Source organism: Pseudomonas fluorescens (assembly GCF_004683905.1).
Classification (GTDB): domain Bacteria; phylum Pseudomonadota; class Gammaproteobacteria; order Pseudomonadales; family Pseudomonadaceae; genus Aquipseudomonas; species Aquipseudomonas putida_A.
Map to the genome: position 1 here is coordinate 5,989,097 of NZ_CP038438.1, position 24,744 is coordinate 6,013,840.

Sequence of the window (24,744 nt, forward strand, 5' to 3'; positions counted from 1 at the left end):
TCAGGCGAACTCGCACGTCACGCTGGCGTTGCCGTCGAGCGTGGCATGCACACGCTTGAGGCTTTCACCGGTGGCCATCGCATCGAGCAAGCGGTCGGCCACCAGCGGCAGCACGTGCTGATCGAGCAGATGGTCGATCAGGCGCGCACCGCTTTCGCTTTGCGTGCAACGCTCGGACAGATGATCGACGAGGTTCTGGCACCAGCTGAAATCCAGTTGACGGCGGTTGAGGCGGTCGCCGAGACGACCGAGTTTGATCTCGATCAGCTCGCGCAACACCGGACCGCCCACCGGGTAGTACGGCACCACTTTCATCCGCGCCAGCAGCGCCGGTTTGAAGTGTTTGCTCAGCACCGGGCGAATGGTCTCTTCGAGCAGCTCGGCGGTCGGGCGGGCGCCGTCTTCGCAGAGGTCGCTGATCTTGTCGCTACCGAGGTTCGAGGTCATCAGGATCAAGGTGTTGCGGAAGTCGATCTCGCGACCTTCGCCGTCGTTGGCCACGCCCTTGTCGAAGATTTGGTAGAACAGGTTGAGCACGTCCGGATCGGCCTTCTCGACTTCATCGAGCAGCACCACCGAGTACGGTTTCTGGCGCACAGCTTCGGTGAGCATGCCGCCCTCGCCGTAACCGACGTAGCCCGGTGGCGCACCGATCAGACGCGATACGGTGTGTTTCTCTTGGAATTCGGACATATTGATGGTGGTGATGAAACGGTCGCCGCCGTACAGCAGGTCAGCCAGGGCCAGTGCGGTTTCGGTCTTGCCGACGCCGCTCGGGCCGACCAGCAGGAACACGCCGACCGGTGCGTCAGGCTTGTTCAGGCCGGCGGCAGTGGCGCGCATCGAGCGATCCAGCGCGTGCACGGCTTGTTCCTGACCACGGATGCGCGTGCGCAGGTCGGTGGCAAAACTCGCGACCTTGGCGTTGTGTTCGCGGGCCAGTTGCGCCAGCGGCACACCGGTCCAGGCGCTGATCACTTCGGCCACCAGACGCGGGCAGACTTCGAAGCTGACCAGACGTTCTTTGACTTGAGCAGCGGTCAGGGCGCTGTGGGTCTGGTGCAGTTCGGCTTCCAGCGCTTCGACGCTCTGGCCCTCCTCGACCTCGGCGGCGATGGTTTCGATCACGGTGCCTTCGGCGTCTTCTTCAACGCTGAGAGTCGGCTCGACGGCGGCAGCTTCGCGGGCCTTGGCCAGTTGCTGGCGCAGTTCCAGCAGGCGCTCGGCCAGTTGTTTCTGCTCGGTCCACAGACTTTCCAGCGCGACCATTTCGCTTTCGGCTTCGTCCAGCCGCGCTTCCAGCGCATCCAGCGCTTCGTGGTCGATCAGCAGACCGGCCTCGGCATCGCGACGCAGGGCCTGACGCTGACGGCCACCTTCGGCCAGTTCGCCACGCAGGCGTTCGAGGCTTTCCGGGGCAGCGGCGAGGCTGATGCGCACCCGAGCGCACGCAGTGTCGAGGACGTCGACGGCTTTGTCCGGCAGTTGGCGACCGGCCAGATAGCGGGCCGACAGCTCGGCAGCGGAGACCACCGCGTCATCCCGCAGGTAGATGCCGTGGCTCTTCTCGTAGACCTGCGCCAGCCCACGGAGGATGGTCACCGCTTCGCTGACAGTCGGCTCATGCAACTGCACCGGTTGGAAACGACGGGCCAGCGCCGGGTCCTTCTCGAAGTATTTCTTGTACTCGGCCCAGGTGGTGGCGGCGATGGTGCGCAGTTCACCACGGGCCAGCGCCGGTTTCAGCAGGTTGGCCGCGTCGGAACCACCGGCATTGCCGCCCGCGCCGATCAGGGTGTGGGCTTCGTCGATGAACAGGATGATCGGTTTCGGCGAGGCTTTGACTTCGTCGATCACGCCTTTGAGGCGACGCTCGAACTCACCTTTGACGCTGGCGCCAGCCTGCAGCAGGCCCATGTCCAGCGACAGCAGCTCGACGCCCTTGAGCACCTGCGGCACTTCACCGGCAGCGATGCGCGAGGCCAGGCCTTCGACGATGGCGGTCTTACCGACACCGGCCTCACCGACCACGATCGGGTTGTTCTTGCGGCGACGGGCGAGGATGTCGACCATCTGCCGAATCGCGCCATCGCGGCACAGCACCGGGTCGAGTTTGCCGTCACGCGCCTGCTGGGTCAGGTTGTGAGTGAAGCGCTGCAGCAGCGATTCGCCTTGAGCGGCCGGCTTGCCGTTAGCGGCCGGTTGCTCCTGTTGCGACAGGGCAAATTCTTTCAGGCGATCGATGTTCAATTTGGCGAGCAGCGGCTGGTAACGGCTGCCGGCATAGCGCATCGGGTTGCGCAGCAGCGCAAGGATCAGCGCGGCATCTTCGACCTGGGTCTGGCCCAGTTCGAGGTTGGCCACCAGCAGTGCGTCTTGCAGCCATTGCACCAGTTCCGGGGCGAACACCGGGTTGCGCGAGGCGCTGTGTTCAACGCGAGATTGCAGTGCGGCGCTCAGTTCACCGGCATCGACGTCGGCATCCTGCAACGCACGCGAGAGCAAGCCGTTCGGGCGCTCCAGCAGGCCCAGCAGCAAGTCTTCGACGAGGATCTTGCTGCCGCCACGGGCCACGCAACGTTCAGCCGAACGCTCCAGATCGCGACGGGTTTCGGCGTCCAGCGCCTGGATGAGTTGTTGCAGGTCTACGTTGATCATGGCTCACGTCCTTAATGAATTTTGCTGCCGAGGGTGACCACGCCGTCTGCTTTTTCGCAGCCCAGCCAACTGGTCCACCCCAGGCGACAGTCGTTCTTCTCACCAATGCGCAGTTCGCGGATTTCTTCCGGGCGCAGCACCAGGCGAATGTCGTAATCGAGCGGGTCACGCAAGGTGAACCGCACCAGCGCGCACAGCGGCTGGTAACCGAAACCGATCGGCAGAAATTCGTGGAATCGCTCCCAGTCGAGTTCGGTGATGTGAATGCGGAATTTGCCGCTGCGGTCGCGCACCTGTTCGCCCAGCACCAGGTCTTCACCGAGCAGGCTGTTGGCGCGACCGAGGCGGTTGCGCTGCTCGTCGAGGATCTCCACGCGACGCTCGATGCACTGCTCGATGACCAGGTCTTCGTGCTTGAAGTAATAACGCAGCACGGCTTCGATCAGCGCCGCCGAGTGCGCGCGCAAGCTGAGCAAACCGAGGTACGGCAGCAGGCGTTTCCAGTTCAGCTCCTTGGCCTTGCGGATCTCGTCGCCACCCAGACCGATCAGCGCGAACAGCTGCGAGGAGAACGGGTCGATCGCGCCGCTCTGGAAGCTGGCGCGATAGCGGTACTTGCGCCAGATCGGCAGCATCAGTCGTTGCAGGCGATGGTGGAACAGGTCGAGGAAGTTGCGCGTCGGGTTGCCGTCCTCGCTGTCGCCCAGAGCCTGCTCGCCGTAGAACGCCGGCAGCGGCGAACCGGAGCCGACCAGCCCGATCAGGTTGAAACGCATGCGTGCGCGCATCTGCCCGTGCTCTTCGAAAAACTCCACGCGATCAACGTCGCTGCGCGGAAAGCCCAGACTCGGGTTGGCCTGGAACTCCACCTGATCGTACAGATCGTCTTCGCTCAGGTACGGGTGCGCCTCGCGCAGCCGGTCGATCACCAGCAGCACGGCCTGAAACAGCGAGTACTCGCGTATTACCTTGGTCAGCCCGCTTAAAGCAGGGGCTGCAGGCCCATACGTGGTGTCCATTGGTACACCTCTCCCTGTGTGCTTTTTACCCGCAGCTCGTGGTACGAATTGAGACTGGCGTAAAGCGCGAAAAACTCGTTAAGAACCGAGGCGAAAACGAACAGGTCGCCTTCGCCGATATACCCTTCCGGGTCGATGGTCAGTTCGGTGCGCAGACCGCGTACCGGCAAGCCACGGTGCAGCCGGTCGACGTGGTGGTGCTTGATGTGCTTGAGGCCGCCGAGCAGGCGCTTGCTGACCTTCTCCGCGTGCTGGTCGTAGTAGCGCGGCAGGTCGTAGGTTTCGAGAATCACCTTCAACGCGTTGACGTCGGCCAGCGACAGATAGTTGAGCGACATGTTGCTGATCAGCTTCCACAGGAAGTCACGGTTCAGTGGTGGCGCAAAGCTCGACGTGGCCGGGGTGATGTTGCGGAAACTCAGGAACTCCGGCGTCTCTTCGCAGGCCATGCAGATGTCGCCGAGCTTGAGCTTGCGCGGCAGGTTCTGGTTGGTGCAGATCAGCTCGATCGACAGGGTTTCGTGGGCTTCGGTATGGCGGATGCCGAAGCTCAGGTAGGTGTCGAGGCCGTCGTGCAGCAACGACGAACGCTGGCGGATGCTGTAATGCGGACGGCTGTTGGGTACGTCGAAACTCGGGTCGTGCTCGAACGATTCGAACGGCACGTACTCTTGATAACCGAGGCCGCCGGGCTTCCAGCCGGTGACGGTTTCCACCGAAAACACGCCGCAGTTTTCCAGATCGTATTCCGCCGGCAGCAGCAGGTATTCATCCTGTTTGCCGTCGAGGCGGATCGGCAGCGCGTCATGCGCGAACAGGTTGGCAATCGGCGTGCAGAACAGCTTCACGTTATCCAGGGTCGGCCGCATGCGCATGATGCCGCTCTTGCGAATATCGAAACGCAACTCCAGGCCGCGCATCTGCTTGAGGGTGTCTTCCGGCAGCGCCTTGAGAATGTCCAGACCGTTGACGTCGACAAACAGGAACTTGTCCTGGAAGGCGAAGTATTCCTGCAGGTAGCGATAGCCACGGAAGGTGTTCAGCGGATACGGGATCAACGCTTCTTCTTCGGCAAAGCCCACTGGCTTGACCCGGTCACCGGGAATCTTGAACGCCATCGGTTTGCCGGCCACGCCATCGATTGGCTTGCCGGCGCCGTCGAGCGGGATCAGCTCGATGCCTTCCAGGTTGCGCAGCAGACTCAGGTAGAGCATCTGGCTGATGTAGCGCTCGCCGGCAAAATGCAGGCGCAGTTTGCTCAGTTCCAGCTCACCGAGGTGGCCGTCGGCGCTCATTTCCAAACGCAGACTGAGCAGCGAACCGTCGCCCTTCACCGAGTAGTTCAGCGCGGCCAGATCCAGCGGCAAGACTTCGGTCGGGTAGCAGGTGCGGAAGCGGCAACGCACGTCTTCGATCGGTTTGCTTTCGATCGGCGTATCGCGCTCGACCACCAGCGCCGGCCCCGAACGCTTCAGCGGATCAAACTGCAAAATGCTGAATGCCGGCAGCGGACGCATGTAGTTCGGCCACAGCAGTTGCATCAGCGAGTGGCTGAGCTCCGGCAGCTCGTCATCGAGCTTCTGCCGCAGCCGCCCGGTGAGGAACGCAAAACCTTCCAGCAACCGCTCCACATCCGGATCCCGCCCAGCCTGGCCCAGGAACGGCGCCAACGCCGGACTACGCTCGGCGAAACGGCGACCGAGTTGGCGCAGTGCGGTGAGTTCGCTTTGGTAGTAGTGGTTAAAGGACACGGGTTACCTGCCTGGTAGTGGAACTCATGGAATAACTGTCCTGCGGATTACGCTGGATGTCCGACCTGGTCATTGGATTGCACCTGCAGGCTGACTTGGCTGAATGCGACCTGCGATGTTTCGCAAAGCCCAACGCAACTCGATGACTTGAGTGGTGAGGATCGCCAGCAACGTGACGCAGCCTTGAGCTACGCCGTAAAACAGGGCTCTTAACGGGTTGTCGGGTAGCATCCAGAGCAGGATGAAGCCCACCATCAGAAAAAGGATGGCCAGCTTGGCGACCAGACTTGGAATCAGCGCAACGATCAGGTTGACGCCCAGAAAAATGTAAAACAGTGCGTAACTCGCAATGCCGATGGCGACACCATGGGAGGTAAATCCGCCGTTAAAAAGCCTGTAAGCATGCACAACCGCGTCATTCAAAAATGCATAAGCCACGCATCCGAGGGCGTGGATTAATAGGCATAGGGCGAGACGAACGTAGCTACTCATGCAAGCCTCAAATTCCCATACCACGAACCAAAGCCATGGATAGCAACAATGGCTACCAGAACTGAAAACGTCATCACACGGTGCAGGTGCGAATTCCGAGCAGCGGGAAAAATTGCTGCCGCGAGTAAAAAAAAGCTCAACAGGGCCAGCCAGCCGAACAGGTCGCTGTCGGCAACAAAGGCGAGGTAGCCTTGAATTTCACCTGCTTCAGATATTTTCATCAGCTTCCAACGTATACCCAAGAATGCCTTTCAATATTTGCTCATAGCTATTTCGCTTTAGCTTTTTCAGAACTTAGGACTTTGCGTTGCTGAAGATAAATAACACCTTCTCCTGAAAAGGCAATTACACTGTTAGATGTGAGTGGCTCGCTATTCTCGTCTCCAAACTTGAGCCATCCTTCATCCCACAACTCACCACTTTCATGCCTGACTTGAACGAAATAATATGGAGGTTCTGACTTAGTCACTTCAATGTATTGACCTCCATCAGCACCACCTCTCCAATGAGCATTTGGATATTCGCTGAGTACATGCGGCTTATCTTCTGAAAAATCCATAAAAAACATTACCCCGAATGCTATCAACAGAGACAGTGCACCAACGGCCATCAGAAAACGCTTCAACCAGATCAATCTTTTATCTCCAACGTATCGTTGCTGAATGTGTAATCCAGATCTGGCTTTGTTTCTTGGAAATCCTCCATATAATCTTTTGGTATCACTGCAAAATAGGATCTTTTAGGCGCACCGAGATCCAGACTATCAACTAAATCAGCCACAAACGTCATGCAGTTGTGGCTTCTTATGCTGTACGGTTCTCTATTCATGTTGTCGTTGTCTTTTTCTTTATTTTTAAGCCACGCTTCGGCCTGAGAAAAAGCGCCCCCCCTGAGTACAACCCCAGACACATTGCTCGACTGACCATAAGCTAAAGACATACTTCTCAACGTTTTTTTGAGTGATGACTCAGTAATCGCTCCGCCTTTGATCGTCACATTAGGAACAGGGCGTAACCTCACAATTCCCGGTGGACCTGCTCCTTCATAACGCCCGTACTCTCCGTACTTCGTCAGCCCCGTTTTACCGTTGACAATTAGTACACCTGCGTGGCCTAGGTCAGAGAACTTATGACTAATACCCAAAGCCTCCACATGAATTTTGTAGTCCGGAAACACAACAGGAATCACAAAATCATGATCACTTACCAAGTAAATTTGTACTGGGGTCTTATCCTTAGCAGGAGTGGTCGCTACAGTTGCGACTTTTACGGCTTGAGGCATTTCACTCCCCCCTAACCAACCAGTTTGGTATAGCCGAAATTTGTATATTTTGGACTTGAGCTTTTGAGCCCAGCGACTTGGATAGTCCGGTATCGTCTGTTACGCCTCGAATTTCCGAACCATCCTCAAGCGTAGCGGTGTATGCAATATTTTTAAGTGGGGCTCCCGATACTGGGTCCATTAACTGAACACGTACATCAAAGCCAAATATGTTCAACGGAATTGGCGGCACAAACGGCGCCGGCGAGTGCGAATTACCGATAATCACCGTCCCGGAACCTGCCGTGACTTTATTGCCGTGAGAACCAACCGAACCTACGGTCGCAGCTGGTTTGCCATTGATCAAAACGGTAGTCGCCAGATCGCCAACCAACGCACCACCACACGCCGAGGCATCGCCTTGGCGGGCGGCCGCGAGGCCGTCGAAGAACACGTCGCCGGAACCGGCGGCGATCGGGTTGGTACCGTGGCCAGGAAGTGGGCAAGCGGTGGGGTCGGATACGCGTGCTGCGGGTTTGCCAGACATCGGGAATCTCCTTAGGTGACCTTCACTTGACCGCTGCCATCCAGGCGCGCGGAAAAACTGACCTGACGCTTGAAACCCTCGACTTCCAGCAGGCCTTCGATGCTGAAGGCCAGCCGCAACTGGTCGTGGTCACGCGGCAGGGAAATGACACGCACATTGCTCAGGCGCGGCTCGTAGGCTTCGATGAAGTTTTCGATGGCCAGACGGGCCTGACTCAGGGAGTCGTGCAGGCTCAGACGCATGTCATTGAGATCGGGCAACCCGTAGTCGGCCAGCGTTTGCACGCTGCCGGCCCGGGTGCTGAGCATTTTGGCCAGATGGGCAGCCACTGACGCCATGGCACAAGCCTCAAGGCTGTTGCCCTTGCGTAGTTGCGCGTCGCCGTTGAGGCGCTCGAACAGGCTGCCGTATCCGTCCATGAGTCGCTCTTACTCTTTGTCCAGCTTGCCAACCAGCGACAGGGTGAAATCGGCACCCATGTACTTGAAGTGCGGACGCACGTTCAAGCTCACGCGGTACCAGCCCGGCTCGCCTTCAACGTCGCTGACGATCACTTGCGCAGCGCGCAGCGGACGACGGCCACGCACTTCGGCGCTCGGGTTTTCCTGGTCGGCGACGTACTGACGGATCCACTTGTTCAGTTCCAGCTCGAGGTCGGTACGCTCTTTCCACGAACCGAGTTGCTCGCGCTGCAGCACTTTCAAGTAGTGAGCCAGGCGGTTGACGATCATCATGTACGGCAGTTGGGTGCCGAGCTTGTAGTTCAGCTCTGCCGCCTTGCCTTCTGCGCTGATGCCGAAGAACTTCGGCTTCTGCACCGAGCTGGCGGAGAAGAACGCCGCGTTGTCGGAACCTTTGCGCATGGTCAGGGAGATGAAGCCTTCTTCGGCCAGTTCGTATTCACGACGGTCGGAGACCAGAACCTCGGTCGGGATCTTGGTTTCGATTTCGCCCATGCTTTCGAAGTGGTGCAACGGCAGATCTTCAACCGCGCCACCGCTCTGTGGGCCGATGATGTTCGGGCACCAGCGGAATTTGGCGAAGCTGTCGGTCAGCTTGGTGCCGAACGCGAACGCGGTGTTGCCCCACAGGTAGTGCTCGTGGCTGTTGGCAACGGTTTCCTTGTACACGAACGATTTCACCGGGTTTTCTTCCGGATCGTACGGGTTGCGCAGCAGGAAACGCGGCACGGTCAGACCAACGTAACGGGAGTCTTCCGAAGTACGGAAGCTCTGCCATTTGGCGAATTGCGGGCCTTCGAAGTGGTCTTTCAGATCTTTCAGATCCGGCAGGCCGGTGAAGCTTTCCAGACCGAAGAATTTCGGGCCGGCGGCAGCGATGAACGGCGCGTGGGACATGCACGAAACGCTGGCCACGTACTGCATCAGTTTCACGTCCGGCGAGCTTGGGGACATGAAGTAGTTGGCGATGATCGCACCCACCGGCTGACCACCGAACTGGCCGTATTCAGCGGTGTAGATGTGCTTGTACAGGCCCGACTGCATGACTTCCGGCGAGTCTTCGAAATCGTCCAGCAGGTCTTCTTTGGAGACGTTGAGGATTTCGATCTTGATGTTTTCGCGGAAGTTGGTGCGGTCCACCAGCAACTGCAGGCCACGCCACGACGATTCCAGTGCCTGGAAGTCCGGGTGGTGCAGGATTTCGTCCATCTGACGGCTGAGCTTGGCATCGATCTCAGCGATCATGCGGTCAACCATGGCCTTCTTGACCGGCTCACCGTTGTTCTGCGGCTTGAGCAGTTCTTCGATGAACGCCGACACGCCACGCTTGGCGATGTCGTAGGCTTCGTCGTCCGGAGTCAGACGGGTTTCGGCGATAATGCTGTCGAGAATGCTGTATTCGCCGCTTTCGGCGCTCTTCTCTTGTGCTGCGCTAGTGCTCATTGTGTTGGCTTCCTTGGCTGGAGTCTCAGGCGTCCGGGGCTGCGGCGTTCAGGCCCAGCTCACCGAGTACGCGACCGCGGGATTCGTCGTCGGCGAGCACGCCTTCGATCGCTTTACGGAACGCAGGTGCGTTACCCAGCGGGCCTTTGAGGGCCACCAGCGCATCGCGCAGTTCCATCAGTTTTTTCAGCTCAGGCACTTGCTCGACCAGGCTGGCCGGGTTGAAGTCCTTCATCGAATTGACGCGCAGTTGCACAGCCAGCTCGTCGGCCTCGCCATCTTCCTGCAGACGGTTCGGCACGCTCAGCGTCAGACCCAGCTCTTGCTTGGCCAACACTTCGTCGAAGGTCATCTTGTCGATGCTGATCGGCTTGCGATCTTCGATTTTGCGATCGTCCTTGCGGTGGGTGTAGTCACCGATTGCCAGCAGCTTCAGCGGCAGTTCAATCTCTTCCTGAGCACCGCCGGTGGCGGGTTTGAAGGTGACGTTGATGCGTTCCTTGGGGGCTACCGAGCCTTCTTTGGCCATGGCTTTTCTCCTTGCGGTTGTGGCCCTGGGGCCTATTCGAGTACCACTTCGAGATCGAGGTGGCACAGCCTGCGATAAATCTCTTCCTTGCGTTCACGCACTGCATGGTTCTGCGGCAACAGCTCGCAGCAACTGTGCAGCAGGTGCAGCACTTCCAATGCAAGATCGGGCTCCCAGGCGTGCAGGCCTGAGTCCTGTAATGTCTGATCGAGGGTTTCGAGCTGGTTCTTGGCCAGTTCGTACTTCTTGGCCATGAAGCACAGCCGGGCGAGGGCGAACTGCCAGAAGAACCGCTCGCGGCCACCGTGGGCCGACTGCAGCCCCTGCTTGAGGATTTGCACGGCAGGCTTGAGGCCTTCTTTGCGCAGCAGCGGCAGCACGTCCTGCAGGGCCTTTTCCCAGGCGGGCTGGGTTTCGACGTCGTCAGTTTCGACCTTGCGCGGCGCGCTGGCGCTCTGCAGGTGCGGCATGACATTGCCGGCGATCCACGCCCGGGTGGACGGATCGGCAAACGGCGCGCCGTCATGGAAACGACATTCGATGATGCCGGGCAGGCGCTGAACCAAAAGCGCGAAGTGGATTTCCACTTCGCGCATTGCCATCTCGGCGTTGAGGTTCTGGAGACATTCCCAGACCATCCTCTGGCCATCGAACCAGAACGGCGCCTTCGCCAGGCTCGCCTCCAGTTCCACCAGCAGGTCGGCGTATTTGCCCTGATCGAAGCGATCCTGATACTGCTTGAGTTTGTCCACCGGCAGGCCGCGCAGCACGGTGATCTGCTCGGCGTTGCGCTCGGGCACCGCGTCGATCGGCAGCCAGAGCAAAGTGCGGTTCAGACGCAAGGCGCGCAGGTCAGTGGCCTTCTGCTTGAGCCACCAGGCACACAACGGACGCGCGCTTTCCTGCTGGGCGCGCAGGGCCTTGTAAGCGTCTTTTTCGTTATCGATCGGCGCGCCGGGGGCCATTAACTGGCTCGCGGCCTGCTTGACCTGCGCCACCGCTGCGCCCACCACACCGGGGGCCGGCTGATTGTCGGCGGCACGCTGGATCATGGTTTTCAGGCGACGCGAGAGCGGCAGCAACAGCGGAGCGTCGTCGCCCAAGTGCTCGGTGCACGCGGCATCGAGCCCGGCCAGATGCTCGGACAACTGCCGAAACATCGGCAGCTGTTCCTTGATCGCGATGTTTTCGGTGAGCACCTGCTCCAGACGCGGCACCAGCCAGCCGATGGCGGCAGCGCGGGTGCGCGGTTTGAGCGGGTGAACGTCGGCCCAGTGGTTTTCCGACAGATGGTGCAGCAGACCGAGGCCGGCCAGCAGCCCGGGGAAGGATTCACGCTGGTACAACGACCAGGTCAGCCAGGCGCCGACGCGTAAATCCTTGGATTGGGTACGCAGCAGATTTTCGCTGTTTTCACGGATTTTCAGCCAGTCGATCTGCCCGCTTTCGTGCATCGACGAGGCTTTGGCCAGCTCGCTTTCCAGCGCCTCGAATTCGCTCGAAAAACGAACGTCTTCGCCCGCGAAATTCTCTTTGGAAACAGAGACTTTTGCGAGTTCGAGGTAATGGGCGGAAAGTTTGCTTGAGTAGGACATCCATGGCCTTTAATTAGGATTACAGTCATGCGCCTATTGGAGTTGCCGCGGCGCGGGACAGTATCGAAGAGCGGTGAAGCGACTCATCCAATTGAGATGTGCTCTTTCAAGTGGGCGCATCGTAATCACTATGATGGCCACTAGCAAGCATCTGATTAAACAACAAGACGAAGTGTTCATTGGGCCGTGTAGGAGATCGCCCTATATGTGGCAGGGGAATCCCTGATGGCGAATTATATTGTGAACATTTGCCCTGCGCCCTCAGAACCCTTGATCCAGAGCGGCCCGATCCAGCCTGCGCGAATCGCGTCGAACATCCGTCCTATTACACGGGGGCCAGCATGACAACTCTCGAAAAAAATAGAAGTAGGATTTTTCCGAGAACCCGCTGGAATTACAAACAATTCAGCGGCGACAACGCTCAACAAAAAAAGTGCCATCAATTTGATGGCAGTTCATTTTTCTGAAACTTTATTCATCTCGTGAATGCTGTACTTCAGTGCCAACTCAATAATTATCGAAGTGCGATCCAACAGTCTTTTCCACCACTTACGCAACACTTCCACGCCGAAAATACTCTGACAAATGTCAGGGATAATTCTTACATCGTTTTATTTCCCACGTTGCCAGCTTGCCTTGGTAAATTCTTTTCGACCGGCAATGTCAACCAGGCCGGCTGACTGTTGAGCCACGGTCCGAAGCCTGCATCTCATTCGGCTCCCGAGCCCGGAGCCGCCAAGGAGCTTTACCTCATGGAATTGAAAGCCATATTTTTCGCAGCACTTATTTGGTTGCCAACAACTCAAGCGTCAGCGGACACCCCGCCACTGGACGGTCATTACTATCTGACCGGTGCAATGGAGATGGGCGCCGAGTTGCTGCTGCGCAAGGACGGCACGTTTGACGCGGGCGTGTCGTACGGCAGCGCAGATGGCATTGCCAAGGGCACTTGGCAGGTGGAAAACAACACCGTGACGCTGAAGAGCGATACCCAACCGGCGTCGAACAGCGATTTGTCCGGCCTGTTTCAGGATCTGCAACTGGCAATCGAGCCGAACTGCCTGGCCGTGGATTTCGGCAACGGCAAGGCCTGCTTCCGACGTCAATAAGCCGATTGGCAGGCACAAAAAATGGGCACCCGACCGCAATCGGTGTGCCCATTTTTTATTGCAGTTCTCCCGCTTCTCAGGGAGTTCGCCGCAATTTAAGGATTGACGCTGTCTTTCAACGACTTGCCTGGCTTGAATGCCACGGTGTTGCTGGCCTTGATCTTCACCGGCTCACCGGTTTGCGGGTTCTTGCCGGTGCGGGCGCCGCGGTGGCGTTGCAGGAAGGTGCCGAAGCCCACCAGCGTGACGCTGTCCTTGCGGTGCAGAGCGCCGGTGATTTCTTCGAGGACGGCGTTGAGAACGCGGTTGGCCTGTTCTTTGGTCAGATCCGCTTTTTCAGCGATTGCAGCGGCGAGTTCTGGTTTACGCATTAGTGAAGCCCCTTTGACGGTTTTTTGTTGTTATGTCCGTGCTGTTCTCGTTGGAACAGCGCCCAAGGCGCCGCAGGCTCTACTCTGCGGCAGACGGGAGTGAGGATGGCACGCGGATACCGGCGGCGCCAGTCTCCCCGCGACCTTTGTGGGGGCAAAAGCGGGGTGATTCCGACAGAACGACCGGTATTTACGCCAGCAGGGGCGGAAGCTGTTTGTTCAGGGCGAGTTTTTCCATCACCGCCGCGCCAATCAGTGCATAGCCGAGCAACTGACCATCGGCACTGTGGCACAGGGCCTTGATGTCGGCGCCCTGCCCTTCGACGGTCCAGACGCCTTCGCTGCCCCGTGGCGGTGGCGAAACGACCAACGGGCATACCGGGGTTTTCACCGTGATCGGCATCGCGCCGTAGCTCACGGCCGTCGGATTGCCGGCCAGGGTTTGTGCCAGCGCACGCGCACAGCTCATGAGGGGCATCACGTACAACAAATTCAGCCCATCGACCTCGGCGCAGTCGCCCAGGGCGTAAATATTGGCGTGGGACGTCTTCAGATACCGGTCGACTACGACACCGCGATTGACCTGTACCCCGGCCGCCGCGGCCAGATCGATGCGCGGGCGCAGGCCGATGGCCGAAACCACCACATCGCAGGCAATCACCTGCCCGTCGGACAGATGCGCTTCCAGCCCGTCTGCGACTTTTTGCAGGCGGGTCAGCACCGGGCCGAGGTGAAAACGCGCGCCCAGGCTTTCCAGCCCGGCCTGCACGGCGGCCGCAGCGGCCGGGTGCAGCAGCATCGGCATCACTTGCTCGCACGGCGCCACCAGTTGCACCTCGTAGCCGCCGAGGATCAGGTCGTTGGCGAATTCACAGCCGATCAGCCCGGCGCCCAGCAGCAACACGCGGCGCTTGCCCGCAGCGGCTGCACGAAAGCGCGCGTAATCTTCGAGATCGTTGATCGGGAACACCAGATCAGCACCGTCACCTTCGATCGGCACTCGCACGGTTTCCGCACCCCAGGCGAGGATCAGATCGCGGTAGTACACCGCTTCTTCGCCGATCCACAGGCGCTTGTGGCCGGCGTCGATGCCGCTGATGCGCGTGTGGGTGCGCACTTCGGCCTTCAATTGCTCGGCCATGGCGCCGGGTTCGGCCATGCTCAGGCCATCGGCGTCCTTGTTCTTGCCGAAACCGGTGGAGAGCATCGGCTTGGAGTAAGAGCGCCCGTCATCGGCGGTAATCAGCAGCAGCGGGGTTTCGCCATCGAGTTTGCGAAACTCCCGGGCCAGGTTGTAACCCGCAAGCCCGGTGCCGACGATTACGACAGGTGCGTTCATGCCTTACTCCTTGGTTTTTCTCAGTTGATTTCGATCATTTCGAAGTCCGACTTGCCCACGCCGCAGTCCGGGCACAGCCAGTCTTCCGGCACGTCCTGCCACAGGGTGCCCGGCGCGATGCCGTCATCCGGCCAACCGTCAGCTTCGTTGTAGATCAGGCCGCAGACGATGCATTGCCACTTTTTCATTCAGGTACTTCCTCAGGATTCAGGCTTTTGTCGGCGCGGACGGTCGATGGTGGGAGCGCTGCCATCCGGCTCAGGGCGTTTTGTACTGAGGGTGCCGGGCAGATGCAAGCCTGTTCGGCGCAACGGCGCCCCGGATCCATCAAATTCGCAGCACGCCATGTTAAGCTCGCCGCCTCATTTGCGGCCAATAATGACTCATTGTGCAACATTCAAATGCCTGCCCGACCCCGCTCTGGCTGACTCAAAGCCGACTGACGTCCCTTCCCGATTCGTTGACCCTGAACTGGTTGTTCGACGAAGGCTCGCTGACCCGCCGCCTGACGCGGCTGTCGAATGACGGCTTCAGCGTCACACCGTTGTTCGAAGGCTGGGACACTTTGCGCAGCGACGAATGCGCGGCGCTGGATCTGGCCGAAGGCAGCGAAGGCTGGGTGCGCGAGGTGTATCTGCGCGGTTACGGCGAGGCCTGGGTGTTCGCCCGTAGCGTGGCGTCACGCGCCGCCCTGCAAGGCGACGGCCTGCACATGGACGAACTGGGCAGCCGCTCGCTGGGCGAACTGCTGTTTTGCGACCACGCCTTCCAGCGCCGCGCCATCGAGGTCTGTCACTACCCGCAAGACTGGTTGCCGCCAGCCTGCCGCGCGCCCGAGCTGTGGGGCCGGCGCTCGCGTTTCGACCGTGGCGCCTTGAGCGTACTGGTGGCGGAGATTTTCCTGCCGACGTTGTGGAGCGCCGCCCGCGCCCATCCGGAGAACTGCTGATGTACCAGAGCCTGCTCAAATCCCTGAACCGCTTGAACCCGCGCGCCTGGGATTTCATTCAGCTGACGCGCATGGACAAGCCGATCGGCATTTACTTGCTGCTGTGGCCGACGCTGTGGGCGCTATGGATTGCCGGTAAGGGCTCGCCGTCGCTGGCCAACATTGTGATTTTCGTCCTCGGTGTGGTGCTGACCCGCGCCGGTGGCTGTGTGATCAACGACTGGGCCGATCGCAAGGTCGACGGCCACGTTAAACGCACCGCGCAACGACCGCTGGCCAGCGGCAAGATCAGTTCGAAAGAGGCGCTGGTGTTCTTCGCGCTGCTGATGGGCGTGAGCTTCCTGCTGGTGCTGTGCACCAATGCGCCGACCATCTGGCTGTCGCTGGGCGGCCTGGCGCTGGCATTCACCTACCCGTTCATGAAGCGCTACACCTATTACCCGCAAGTGGTATTGGGCGCAGCGTTCTCGTGGGGCATGCCGATGGCATTCACCGCCGAAACCGGCGCCGTGCCCGCCGCCGCCTGGCTGCTGTGGATCGCCAATCTGCTGTGGACGGTGGGTTACGACACCTATTACGCGATGACCGATCGTGACGACGACCTGAAGATCGGCGTGAAATCCACGGCGATTCTGTTCGGCGATGCGGATCGGGTGATCATCCTGACGTTGCAGGCGCTGTCGCTGGGCTGCCTGTTGCTGGCCGGGTCGAAGTTCGAGCTGGGCATCTGGTTCCATCTCGGCCTGTTGGTGGCCGCTGGATGCTATGCGTGGGAGTTCTGGTACACCCGTGATCGCGACCGGATGCGTTGCTTCAAGGCGTTTTTGCACAACCACTGGGCCGGGTTGGCGATTTTCGTCGGGATTGTGCTGGATTACGCGCTGCGTTGATCCACAAAACCTGTGGGAGCGGGCTTGCTCGCGAAAGCGTTTTGCCAGTGGCCTCTTCGTCAACTGACACACCGCTTTCGCGAGCAAGCCCGCTCCCACAGGGGATTTGCGTTTACTTGGCCTTGGCGACGTGCCAGGCGCCGTCCATTTTGCCCTCACCGGTCATGTCACCAGCCTTCTTGTCCATGACGAAGGTGTACAGCGGTTTGCCCTCGTAAGCCCATTGCATCTTGCCGTCATCGCGCTTGATCACGGTCCAGTCGCCCATGGACTTGTCGCCGGCCGTAGCCATTAGCGGTGGCCAGTTCGCCGCACACTTGTCGTTGCACATGGACTTGCCCGCAGAGTCTTTGGCAAAGGTATACAGGGTCATGCCCTTGTGATCGGTAAACATGCCGTCCTTCTCCATCGCTGGCTCAGCAGCAAACGCCATGGTCGGTAAAGCAACGGCAGCAGCCATCAGCAGAGCTTTGAAAGAAGCAGTCATTTGAGTCATGGAAACCTTCTTTTGTGGTTGTCAGGATTCGGACTTAGAGCTTAGTCCAGGATCACGCCAACCGCCGGGCGACTAAAATACTGTCACACGACTGCAATAATTCCGTTATCTAATGCGGCGCAAGACAGTTAAATGACAAGAGGATTAAGGCATGGTTGGCAGGAGCATTCTGATCGTCGACGACGAAGCGCCCATTCGCGAAATGATCGCCGTTGCGTTGGAAATGGCCGGCTATGACTGCCTCGAGGCGGAGAACTCGCAGCAGGCACACGCCATCATCGTTGACCGCAAACCGGACCTGATCCTGCTCGACTGGATGCTGCCCGGCACCTCCGGCATCGAACTGGCCCGCCGCCTCAAGCGTGACGAGCTGACCGGGGACATCCCGATCATCATGCTCACCGCCAAGGGCGAAGAGGACAACAAGATTCAGGGTCTTGAAGTCGGCGCCGACGACTACATCACCAAACCGTTTTCTCCACGCGAACTGGTCGCACGCCTCAAGGCTGTGCTGCGCCGCGCCGGCCCGACCGATGGCGAAGCGCCAATCGAAGTCGGCGGCCTGCTGCTCGACCCGATCAGCCACCGCGTAACCATCGACGGCCGTCCGGCCGAGATGGGCCCGACCGAATACCGTCTGCTGCAATTCTTCATGACCCACCAGGAACGCGCCTACACGCGCGGGCAGTTGCTGGATCAGGTCTGGGGCGGCAACGTCTATGTTGAAGAGCGCACCGTCGACGTGCACATCCGCCGCCTGCGCAAGGCCCTCGGCGACGCCTACGAAAATCTGGTACAAACCGTGCGCGGCACCGGCTACCGGTTTTCCACCAAGGCCTGATCCGACCGCCAGACTCGCTGACAAGGACCGTATTTTCCGTGAATCAAAACTGGCATGGCACCCTGATTCGCCACATGCTGTTGCTGGTCACAGCGTGTCTGGTGATCGGCCTGATCACCGGCTACTACGGCTGGAGCCTCGCAGCAGGCCTGGGGATTTACCTGGCCTGGACGCTCAAGCAACTGCTGCGTCTGCACGAATGGCTGCGCCTGCACCAACCCGATGAAGCACCGCCCGACGGCTATGGCCTGTGGGGCGAGGTGTTCGACAGCATCTACCACCTGCAACGCCGCGATCAACGGGTACGCGGGCGCCTGCAAGCGGTGATCGACCGGGTGCAGGAGTCCACCGCCGCGCTCAAAGACGCGGTGATCATGCTCGACAGCGACGGCAACCTGGAATGGTGGAACCGCGCTGCCGAAACCCTGCTCGGCCTCAAGACCCCGCAAGACAGCGGCCAACCGGTAACCAACCTGGTACGGCATCCCCGCTTCAAGGAATACTTCGAGCAGGAAAGCTACGCCGAACCGCTGGAAATCCCTTCGCCGACCAATGATCGGGTGCGCATTCAGCTGTACCTTACGCGCTACGGCAACAACGAACACCTGATGCTGGTGCGCGACGTCACGCGCATCCATCAGCTGGAGCAGATGCGCAAAGACTTCATTGCCAACGTCTCCCACGAACTGCGCACGCCGCTGACGGTGATCTGTGGCTATCTGGAAACCCTGCTCGACAACGTCGAGGAAGTGAATCCGCGCTGGAGCCGCGCGCTGCAGCAGATGCAGCAACAGGGCGGGCGCATGCAGACGCTGCTCAACGACCTGCTGCTGTTAGCGAAACTGGAAGCCACCGATTACCCGTCGGACAACCAGCCAGTGCAGATCGACGCCCTGCTGCAGTCGATCAAGAGCGACGCCCAGCAGTTGTCCGGGCAGAAGAACCAGAAAATCACTCTCGAAGCCGATGCGCGCCTCCTGCTCAAGGGCAGCGAGGCGGAGCTGCGCAGTGCCTTCTCCAACCTGGTGTTCAACGCGGTGAAATACACCCCGGCCGAAGGCAATATCCGCATTCGCTGGTGGGGTGACGAGCAAGGCGCGCACCTGAGCGTGCAGGACTCCGGGATCGGCATCGACAGCAAGCACCTGCCGCGCTTGACCGAACGCTTCTACCGCGTCGACTCCAGCCGCAACTCCAACACCGGCGGCACCGGGCTCGGTCTGGCGATCGTCAAACACGTGTTGCTGCGCCACCGCGCGCGGATGGAGATCAGCAGCGTGCCCGGTCATGGCAGCACGTTCACCTGCCATTTCGTCCCGGCCCAGGTGGCCCAGGCACGGGCCATCAGCGCCGCCGAGTGATACCGGCCAGCACGCGCCACTAGGCAATCGCCATGTCAGCCGCTACATTGGCTGACTTGCGTCTGCCTTTCAGGCGCGATTTCTTCTCTCTTACGAATCACACGGAACCTGCAAAACTCCATCATGGACCCTTCCCCTGGCTTGTCCCTCGCTACGATTTTCGCCGATTTCGGCATGATTCTTTTCGCTCTGATCCTGGTTTTGCTCAACGGCTTCTTCGTTGCGGCGGAATTCGCCATGGTCAAACTGCGCTCGACCCGGGTCGAGGCCATCGCCGACAAGAACGGCTGGCGCGGGCACATCCTGCGCACCGTACACAGTCAGCTCGATGCGTACCTCTCGGCGTGTCAGCTCGGTATCACCCTCGCCTCCCTCGGCCTCGGCTGGGTCGGTGAGCCGGCATTCGCGCACATTCTCGAACCGCTGCTGAGCGCGGTCGGCGTGCAGTCGCCGGAAGTGGTCAAAGGCATTTCGTTCTTTACCGCGTTCTTCATCATTTCCTACCTGCACATCGTGGTCGGTGAGCTGGCGCCCAAGTCGTGGGCGATCCGCAAACCGGAGCTGCTGTCGCTGTGGACGGCGGTGCCGCTGTACCTGTTCTATTGGGCGATGTATCCGGCGATCTACCTGCTCAATGCCAGCGCCAACGCGATTCTGCGGATCGCCGGCCAGGGCGAACCCGGCCCGCACCACGAACACCATTACAGCCGCGAAGAACTGAAACTGATCCTGCACTCCAGCCGTGGTCAGGACCCGAGCGACCAAGGCATGCGCGTGCTGGCCTCGGCGGTGGAGATGGGCGAACTGGAAGTGGTCGACTGGGCCAACTCCCGCGAAGACCTGATCACCCTGGAATTCAACGCGCCGCTGAAAGAAATCCTCGCGATGTTCCGTCGCCACAAGTTCAGCCGGTATCCGGTGTACGACAGCGAACGTCAGGAGTTCGTCGGCCTGCTGCACATCAAGGACCTGCTGCTGGAGCTGGCGGCGCTGGACCACATTCCGGAGTCGTTCAACCTGGCTGAACTGACCCGTCCACTGGAGCGCGTGTCGCGGCACATGCCGCTGTCGCAGCTGCTGGAGCAGTTCCGCAAGGGCGGCTCGCACTTCGCCGTGGTGGAAGAAGCCGACGGCAACATCATCGGCTACCTGACCATGGAAGACGTGCTGGAAGTGCTGGTCGGCGACATCCAGGACGAACACCGCAAGGCCGAGCGCGGGATCCTCGCGTATCAGCCGGGCAAGCTGCTGGTGCGTGGTGATACGCCGCTGTTCAAGGTTGAACGCCTGCTCGGAATCGACCTGGATCACATCGAAGCCGAAACCCTCGCCGGTCTGGTCTACGAGACCCTGAAACGAGTGCCGGAAGAGGAAGAAGTGCTGGAAGTCGAAGGCCTGCGGATCATCATCAAGAAGATGAAAGGGCCGAAGATTGTGCTGGCGAAGGTGTTGATGCTGGATTGATGGGTGTTTTGGGAGACGCTTCTGTGGTGAGGGGATTTATCCCCGATGGGTCGCGGAGCGGCCCTGTAATCTGCAATCGCGTAACTCCTGACTCAATGCCTTCAATGATTTTGGGACGGCTGCGCCGTCCATCGGGGATAAATCCCCTCACCACAAAAGCCCCTCCACAGCGGCCCCCTAACGCTTCTACTGTTTGCCCAACGCAAAGTTGGGCAACGCCCCCAGTGGCTGGTTGAACTGATACGGAATCGACACCAGCCCCTGCCCGGTATTGCGCTGCACCACAAAGTGCAGGTGCGGGCCGCTGCTATTGCCGGTATTGCCGGACAGCGCCAGCGGGCTGCCAACCGTCACCCGCTGCCCCTCGCGTACGCTCACCGAACCTTGCTTGAGATGCAGGTAAACACCCATCGTGCCGTCGTCGTGCAGCACCCGGACGAAATTGCCGGACGCATCATTGCCGCGCCCGCTCTGTGAATTTTCGGTTTTCACCACCACACCGGCCCGTGCGGCAATGATCGGCGTGCCAACTGGCATGGCGATGTCCATCGCATACCGGTTCTTCGGCCCGTAGTGGCTGTACTGGCCGTTGGCGCCCTGACTGAGACGGAACGGCCCGCCCCGCCACGGCAACGGATAGCGATAGCTCTGCGCAGCGCCTGCGGGGTCACCCAGCGAATACTGGAATTGCGGCGAATACACCAGCGGCTGACCCCGGCTGATCGCCGTCAGCAACGCCAACCGGGTATTGCTGCGCGCCGGCAGCACCCGGCGAATCGTCTGCGCCGGAGCGCCACGCACATTGCTCAGGCCGGTAAACGCCAGTGCAATCTCGACCGGCGCATACAGATCGTTGCGCACGAACACCACGTCGCTGCCCTTCTGTTTCTTGATGTCGAGGTACACCTGACGTTCGAGGTGCTCGACCATGCGGTCCTGAAACACGAACACCTGCGAGCCTTTGCTCGGCCGGTCGCTGTACGAGACCACTCCGTTGGCATCGGTGGATTTGTAGATGGTCATGGCCACAGTCGAGGTGGAGGCCAGGAAAAGACCACAGAAAAACAGCAGGCGCGCGAGCATGGGCAAAGAGTCTGTCGAAGGAAGGCCTGGAAATGAGCCTAGCAGCTGAGACAGACCAGGCTAGTCGACAGATGTTTCAAATTGGGCAGTCTGGAAAATGGACGTCGTCAGTGATGACCCCTTCGCGAGCAAGCCCGCTCCCACCTTGGAATGCATTTCAAAGGTGGGAGCGGGCTTGCTCGCGAAGGCGGTGTGTCAGGCGACGAGGATCAAGCGCCCGGAACGAAGTGCTTCTGCGCCGTGCCGCGGGCGATCAGGCGGGAGATGTAATCGAGCTTCTGCGCATCCTGGTCGACGAAACGGAAAGTCAGTTGCAGCCAGTCGCTGTCGGCTTTCTGCTCGTGGGCAACGATGGCGTGCAGGTAGCCGTTGAGGCGGGCGATTTCGGCGTTGTCGCCCTGCTCCAGGTCGAGCACGGCGCTGTCGAGGATCTGCGGCAGGGTGTCAGTGCGTTTCACTACCAGCAGCGCTTCCTTGATGCTCAGGGCCTTGATCACGCATTGCTGGGTGCCACTTGGCAGGCGCAACTGGCCCTGGCCACGACCACCGACTGGCGCTTTCGAGGCAGCCGGTGCCTGCACCGGCGGGCTGTTAAGCAAACCGCGCGACGGCGCAGCAGCTGGCGTTGGCGCGACAACAGCCGGTTTGGCAAACGGATTGACCGCAGCAGCGGCCGCCGGCGCAGCACCGACCACGGCAGGCTTGCCGCCGGTCAATGCGCTCAGGGAATCGTTGCCGAACGCCGAGTTCATCTTGGTCGGCGCGCTGTTCATCAGGGTGTCGAGCTTGCCAACCTTGTTCAGCGCCTGCTTGACCTTGGTCAGCAGTTGTTCGTTGGTGAACGGCTTGCTGACGTAGCCGGAAACCCCGGCCTGGATCGCCTGTACCACGTTCTCTTTATCGCCACGGCTGGTGACCATGACGAACGGCATGGTCTTGAGATTGTCCTGCTCGCGGCACCAGGTCAGCAGCTCGAGGCCGGACATTTCCGGCATTTCCCAGTCGCACAGCACCAGGTCAAACGCTTCCCTGGCCAGCATGGCCTGGGCCTTTTTGCCGTTGACGGCGTCCTCGGTGCGGATCCCCGGGAAGTAATTACGCAGGCACTTTTTCACCAGGTCACGAATGAACGAAGCATCGTCCACGACCAACACACTGATCTTGCTCATCCAACACCCCTATAAAAATCCCGGCAAGCATACCGCTTTTACTGATGGCACATTGCCAACAATCTTCAGTCACGCCGGGACTTTTCGTTCGCGGGTGCTGCTTTTTAATTCGATTTCCTGATTCAGGCGCCCTAAACAAAAACGCCCGGCCAAAGGGCCGGGCGCTTTTCTCAGGCAATCTTACTTATCGTCAGCATTGCCCGGAACATTAGCGGTTTCGCCGCTTGTACCTTCAACTTCTTCTTTCATGCGTTTGAGGCCCAGGTGACGCACGTCGGTGCCGCGCACCAGGTAGATCACCAGTTCCGAGATGTTGCGCGCATGATCGCCGATGCGTTCCAGCGAACGCAGCACCCAGATGATGCTCAGAACCCGCGAGATAGAGCGCGGGTCTTCCATCATGTAGGTCGCCAGCTCGCGCAGGGCGGTCTTGTATTCGCGGTCGATGACCTTGTCGTATTGCGCCACCGACAAGGCTAGATCGGCATCGAAGCGGGCAAACGCGTCCAGCGCATCGCGAACCATGTTGCGCACCTGATCGCCGATGTGACGGACCTCGACGTAACCACGCGGCGCTTCACCTTCTTCGCACAGCTGAATGGCGCGACGGGCGATCTTGGTCGCTTCGTCGCCGATGCGCTCCAGATCGATCACCGACTTGGAGATGCTGATGATCAGCCGCAGGTCGGACGCCGCCGGCTGACGACGGGCAAGAATGCGCAGGCATTCTTCGTCGATGTTGCGTTCCATCTGGTTGATCTGGTCGTCGATCTCGCGCACCTGCTGAGCCAGGCCAGAGTCGGCCTCGATCAGCGCGGTGACCGCGTCGTTGACCTGCTTCTCGACCAGCCCGCCCATGGCCAGGAGGTGGCTGCGCACTTCCTCAAGCTCGGCGTTGAACTGCGCGGAGATGTGGTGGGTAAGGCCTTCTTTACTAATCATGGTGGCGTCCTTGGAGCGTCCGGTAAGGTGCGGTGGGCCGCAGCGTCAATTCTGTGAATAACCGCAACTGTCAGCCATAACGACCGGTGATGTAGTCTTCGGTCTGTTTCTTCGCCGGATTGGTGAACAGGGTGTCGGTGTCGCCGAATTCCACCAGTTTGCCCATGTACATGAACGCCGTGTAGTCGGAAACCCGCGCGGCCTGCTGCATGTTGTGGGTCACGATGACGATGGTGAACTTGGACTTCAGCTCGTAGATCAGCTCTTCGACTTTCAGGGTCGAGATCGGATCGAGGGCCGAGCACGGTTCGTCGAGCAGCAACACTTCCGGTTCAACGGCGATGGTGCGCGCGATCACCAGACGCTGCTGCTGACCACCGGACAGGCCGAGTGCCGAGTCGTGCAGACGGTCTTTGACTTCGTCCCACAGTGCCGCGCCTTTCAATGCCCACTCGACCGCTTCGTCGAGAATGCGCTTCTTGTTGATGCCCTGGATGCGCAGCCCGTAGACCACGTTTTCGTAGATGGTTTTGGGGAACGGGTTGGGCTTCTGGAACACCATGCCGACGCGGCGACGCAGCTCGGCAACGTCTTCACCCTTGCGGTAGATGTTGTTGCCGTACAGGTTGATCGCACCTTCGACACGGCAACCGTCAACCAGGTCGTTCATACGATTGAAGGTACGCAGCAGCGTGGACTTGCCGCAGCCGGACGGGCCGATAAACGCGGTCACGCGCTGTTTCGGGATGTTCATGCTGACGTCGAACAGCGCCTGCTTCTCGCCGTAGAACAGGCTCAGGCCCGGGACTTCGATGGCCACGGTTTCCTGCTCAAGGCTCAGGCTCTGCTTGTCGCGACCCAGGGCCGACATGTTGATGCCGTGGGTATGTGTTTCGTGCTGCATGGGAGGCTCCCTGTGCTAACAAATTCGGTTCGGAACACTGCTTGTTGCAGCTTCCATCAATATTGCGGTGG

The 24,744-nt window shown here is 59.9% G+C and carries 26 protein-coding genes; 6 read left to right on the forward strand and 20 right to left on the reverse strand.

From position 1 onward, the window contains the following. From tssH to tssA, 12 genes are all read right to left on the reverse strand, one after another. Complete coding sequence (tssH, locus tag E4T63_RS27785; protein ID WP_135296852.1) at window positions 1-2,658, reverse strand: type VI secretion system ATPase TssH; 2,658 nt, start codon at window positions 2,656-2,658, stop codon at window positions 1-3. A gap of 11 nt (window positions 2,659-2,669) precedes the next feature. Beyond that, complete coding sequence (gene tssG, locus E4T63_RS27790; RefSeq protein WP_003229570.1) at window positions 2,670-3,677, reverse strand: type VI secretion system baseplate subunit TssG; 1,008 nt, start codon at window positions 3,675-3,677, stop codon at window positions 2,670-2,672. Then, a complete protein-coding gene (gene tssF / locus E4T63_RS27795; RefSeq protein WP_007962320.1) occupies window positions 3,641-5,428 on the reverse strand; it encodes a type VI secretion system baseplate subunit TssF in 1,788 nt (595 codons plus the stop codon). The genes tssG and tssF overlap by 37 nt, the downstream gene beginning before the upstream one ends. 69 nt (window positions 5,429-5,497) lie before the next feature. Next, entirely contained in the window at window positions 5,498-5,920 is a 423-nt protein-coding gene (locus E4T63_RS27800; protein WP_134785011.1) for a hypothetical protein, read from the reverse strand. Further along, a complete protein-coding gene (locus E4T63_RS27805; RefSeq protein ID WP_134785012.1) occupies window positions 5,917-6,141 on the reverse strand; it encodes a hypothetical protein in 225 nt (74 codons plus the stop codon). The genes E4T63_RS27800 and E4T63_RS27805 overlap by 4 nt, the downstream gene beginning before the upstream one ends. 47 nt (window positions 6,142-6,188) lie before the next feature. Further along, window positions 6,189-6,545 carry a hypothetical protein gene (locus E4T63_RS27810; RefSeq protein WP_225136803.1) on the reverse strand — a complete coding sequence of 119 codons (357 nt, stop codon included), beginning with the start codon at window positions 6,543-6,545 and terminating at the stop codon, window positions 6,189-6,191. 5 nt (window positions 6,546-6,550) lie between these two features. Next, the gene (locus E4T63_RS27815; protein ID WP_135296853.1) at window positions 6,551-7,201 is read right to left on the reverse strand and encodes a hypothetical protein; all 651 of its coding nucleotides are present in this window, start codon (window positions 7,199-7,201) and stop codon (window positions 6,551-6,553) included. Between the two features lies 1 nt (window position 7,202). Further along, complete coding sequence (locus tag E4T63_RS27820; protein WP_098966311.1) at window positions 7,203-7,727, reverse strand: PAAR domain-containing protein; 525 nt, start codon at window positions 7,725-7,727, stop codon at window positions 7,203-7,205. An 11-nt stretch (window positions 7,728-7,738) separates the two neighbouring features. Continuing rightward, entirely contained in the window at window positions 7,739-8,146 is a 408-nt protein-coding gene (gene tssE, locus E4T63_RS27825; protein ID WP_007920274.1) for a type VI secretion system baseplate subunit TssE, read from the reverse strand. A gap of 9 nt (window positions 8,147-8,155) precedes the next feature. Then, window positions 8,156-9,631 carry a type VI secretion system contractile sheath large subunit gene (gene tssC / locus E4T63_RS27830; protein ID WP_003229584.1) on the reverse strand — a complete coding sequence of 492 codons (1,476 nt, stop codon included), beginning with the start codon at window positions 9,629-9,631 and terminating at the stop codon, window positions 8,156-8,158. 25 nt (window positions 9,632-9,656) lie between these two features. Then, window positions 9,657-10,160 carry a type VI secretion system contractile sheath small subunit gene (gene tssB, locus E4T63_RS27835; RefSeq protein WP_003229587.1) on the reverse strand — a complete coding sequence of 168 codons (504 nt, stop codon included), beginning with the start codon at window positions 10,158-10,160 and terminating at the stop codon, window positions 9,657-9,659. Window positions 10,161-10,192: 32 nt separating this feature from the next. Further along, window positions 10,193-11,755 (reverse strand): type VI secretion system protein TssA, encoded by a 1,563-nt coding sequence (gene tssA / locus E4T63_RS27840; RefSeq protein ID WP_135296854.1) that lies wholly within the window; start codon window positions 11,753-11,755, stop codon window positions 10,193-10,195. Window positions 11,756-12,507: 752 nt separating this feature from the next. Between tssA and E4T63_RS27845 the strand changes: the two genes are divergently transcribed. Then, window positions 12,508-12,864: a hypothetical protein gene (locus E4T63_RS27845; protein WP_135296855.1), complete on the forward strand. Its 357-nt coding sequence runs from the start codon at window positions 12,508-12,510 to the stop codon at window positions 12,862-12,864. A gap of 95 nt (window positions 12,865-12,959) precedes the next feature. Here E4T63_RS27845 and E4T63_RS27850 read toward each other — a convergent pair whose 3' ends face one another. The 3 genes from E4T63_RS27850 to E4T63_RS27860 all read right to left on the reverse strand — a co-directional run bounded on the left by E4T63_RS27850 (window position 12,960) and on the right by E4T63_RS27860 (window position 14,762). Further along, window positions 12,960-13,235 carry an HU family DNA-binding protein gene (locus E4T63_RS27850; RefSeq protein ID WP_003213368.1) on the reverse strand — a complete coding sequence of 92 codons (276 nt, stop codon included), beginning with the start codon at window positions 13,233-13,235 and terminating at the stop codon, window positions 12,960-12,962. A 190-nt stretch (window positions 13,236-13,425) separates the two neighbouring features. Further along, window positions 13,426-14,574 carry an NAD(P)/FAD-dependent oxidoreductase gene (locus tag E4T63_RS27855; protein ID WP_135296856.1) on the reverse strand — a complete coding sequence of 383 codons (1,149 nt, stop codon included), beginning with the start codon at window positions 14,572-14,574 and terminating at the stop codon, window positions 13,426-13,428. A 20-nt stretch (window positions 14,575-14,594) separates the two neighbouring features. Beyond that, a complete protein-coding gene (locus tag E4T63_RS27860) occupies window positions 14,595-14,762 on the reverse strand; it encodes a rubredoxin (RefSeq protein ID WP_003229600.1) in 168 nt (55 codons plus the stop codon). Window positions 14,763-14,962: 200 nt separating this feature from the next. On the opposite strand from E4T63_RS27860, the gene E4T63_RS27865 reads away from it, so the two are divergent. Both E4T63_RS27865 and ubiA read left to right on the forward strand, forming a co-directional pair. After that, window positions 14,963-15,523 carry a chorismate--pyruvate lyase family protein gene (locus E4T63_RS27865; protein ID WP_134785016.1) on the forward strand — a complete coding sequence of 187 codons (561 nt, stop codon included), beginning with the start codon at window positions 14,963-14,965 and terminating at the stop codon, window positions 15,521-15,523. Next, a complete protein-coding gene (ubiA, locus tag E4T63_RS27870) occupies window positions 15,523-16,413 on the forward strand; it encodes a 4-hydroxybenzoate octaprenyltransferase (RefSeq protein WP_134785017.1) in 891 nt (296 codons plus the stop codon). The genes E4T63_RS27865 and ubiA overlap by 1 nt, the downstream gene beginning before the upstream one ends. Before the next feature lie 112 nt (window positions 16,414-16,525). On the opposite strand, the gene E4T63_RS27880 is transcribed toward ubiA, so the two are convergent. After that, the gene (locus E4T63_RS27880) at window positions 16,526-16,909 is read right to left on the reverse strand and encodes a COG4315 family predicted lipoprotein (protein ID WP_027610374.1); all 384 of its coding nucleotides are present in this window, start codon (window positions 16,907-16,909) and stop codon (window positions 16,526-16,528) included. A 151-nt stretch (window positions 16,910-17,060) separates the two neighbouring features. Between E4T63_RS27880 and phoB the strand changes: the two genes are divergently transcribed. The 3 genes from phoB (at window position 17,061) to E4T63_RS27895 (ending at window position 20,575) form a co-directional block, all read left to right on the forward strand. Beyond that, window positions 17,061-17,750, forward strand: a complete 690-nt coding sequence (gene phoB / locus E4T63_RS27885; protein WP_003229608.1) for a phosphate regulon transcriptional regulator PhoB — start codon at window positions 17,061-17,063, stop codon at window positions 17,748-17,750. Between the two features lie 74 nt (window positions 17,751-17,824). Next, window positions 17,825-19,111, forward strand: coding sequence for a phosphate regulon sensor histidine kinase PhoR (gene phoR, locus E4T63_RS27890; RefSeq protein WP_245223478.1), 1,287 nt, complete (start codon window positions 17,825-17,827; stop codon window positions 19,109-19,111). A 123-nt stretch (window positions 19,112-19,234) separates the two neighbouring features. Beyond that, window positions 19,235-20,575 (forward strand): hemolysin family protein, encoded by a 1,341-nt coding sequence (locus tag E4T63_RS27895; RefSeq protein ID WP_003229612.1) that lies wholly within the window; start codon window positions 19,235-19,237, stop codon window positions 20,573-20,575. A 186-nt stretch (window positions 20,576-20,761) separates the two neighbouring features. Here the strand turns inward: E4T63_RS27895 and E4T63_RS27900 are convergent, their stop codons facing one another. From E4T63_RS27900 to pstB, 4 genes are all read right to left on the reverse strand, one after another. Beyond that, on the reverse strand, window positions 20,762-21,658 hold the full coding sequence (locus E4T63_RS27900) for a peptidoglycan DD-metalloendopeptidase family protein (protein ID WP_027610372.1): 897 nt from the start codon (window positions 21,656-21,658) through the stop codon (window positions 20,762-20,764). Window positions 21,659-21,867: 209 nt separating this feature from the next. After that, window positions 21,868-22,827 carry a response regulator gene (locus E4T63_RS27905; RefSeq protein WP_027610371.1) on the reverse strand — a complete coding sequence of 320 codons (960 nt, stop codon included), beginning with the start codon at window positions 22,825-22,827 and terminating at the stop codon, window positions 21,868-21,870. Window positions 22,828-23,007: 180 nt separating this feature from the next. Further along, window positions 23,008-23,769 carry a phosphate signaling complex protein PhoU gene (phoU, locus tag E4T63_RS27910; protein WP_003229617.1) on the reverse strand — a complete coding sequence of 254 codons (762 nt, stop codon included), beginning with the start codon at window positions 23,767-23,769 and terminating at the stop codon, window positions 23,008-23,010. A gap of 70 nt (window positions 23,770-23,839) precedes the next feature. After that, window positions 23,840-24,673: a phosphate ABC transporter ATP-binding protein PstB gene (gene pstB / locus E4T63_RS27915; protein WP_007962289.1), complete on the reverse strand. Its 834-nt coding sequence runs from the start codon at window positions 24,671-24,673 to the stop codon at window positions 23,840-23,842. Between the last annotated feature and the right edge of the window lie 71 nt (window positions 24,674-24,744).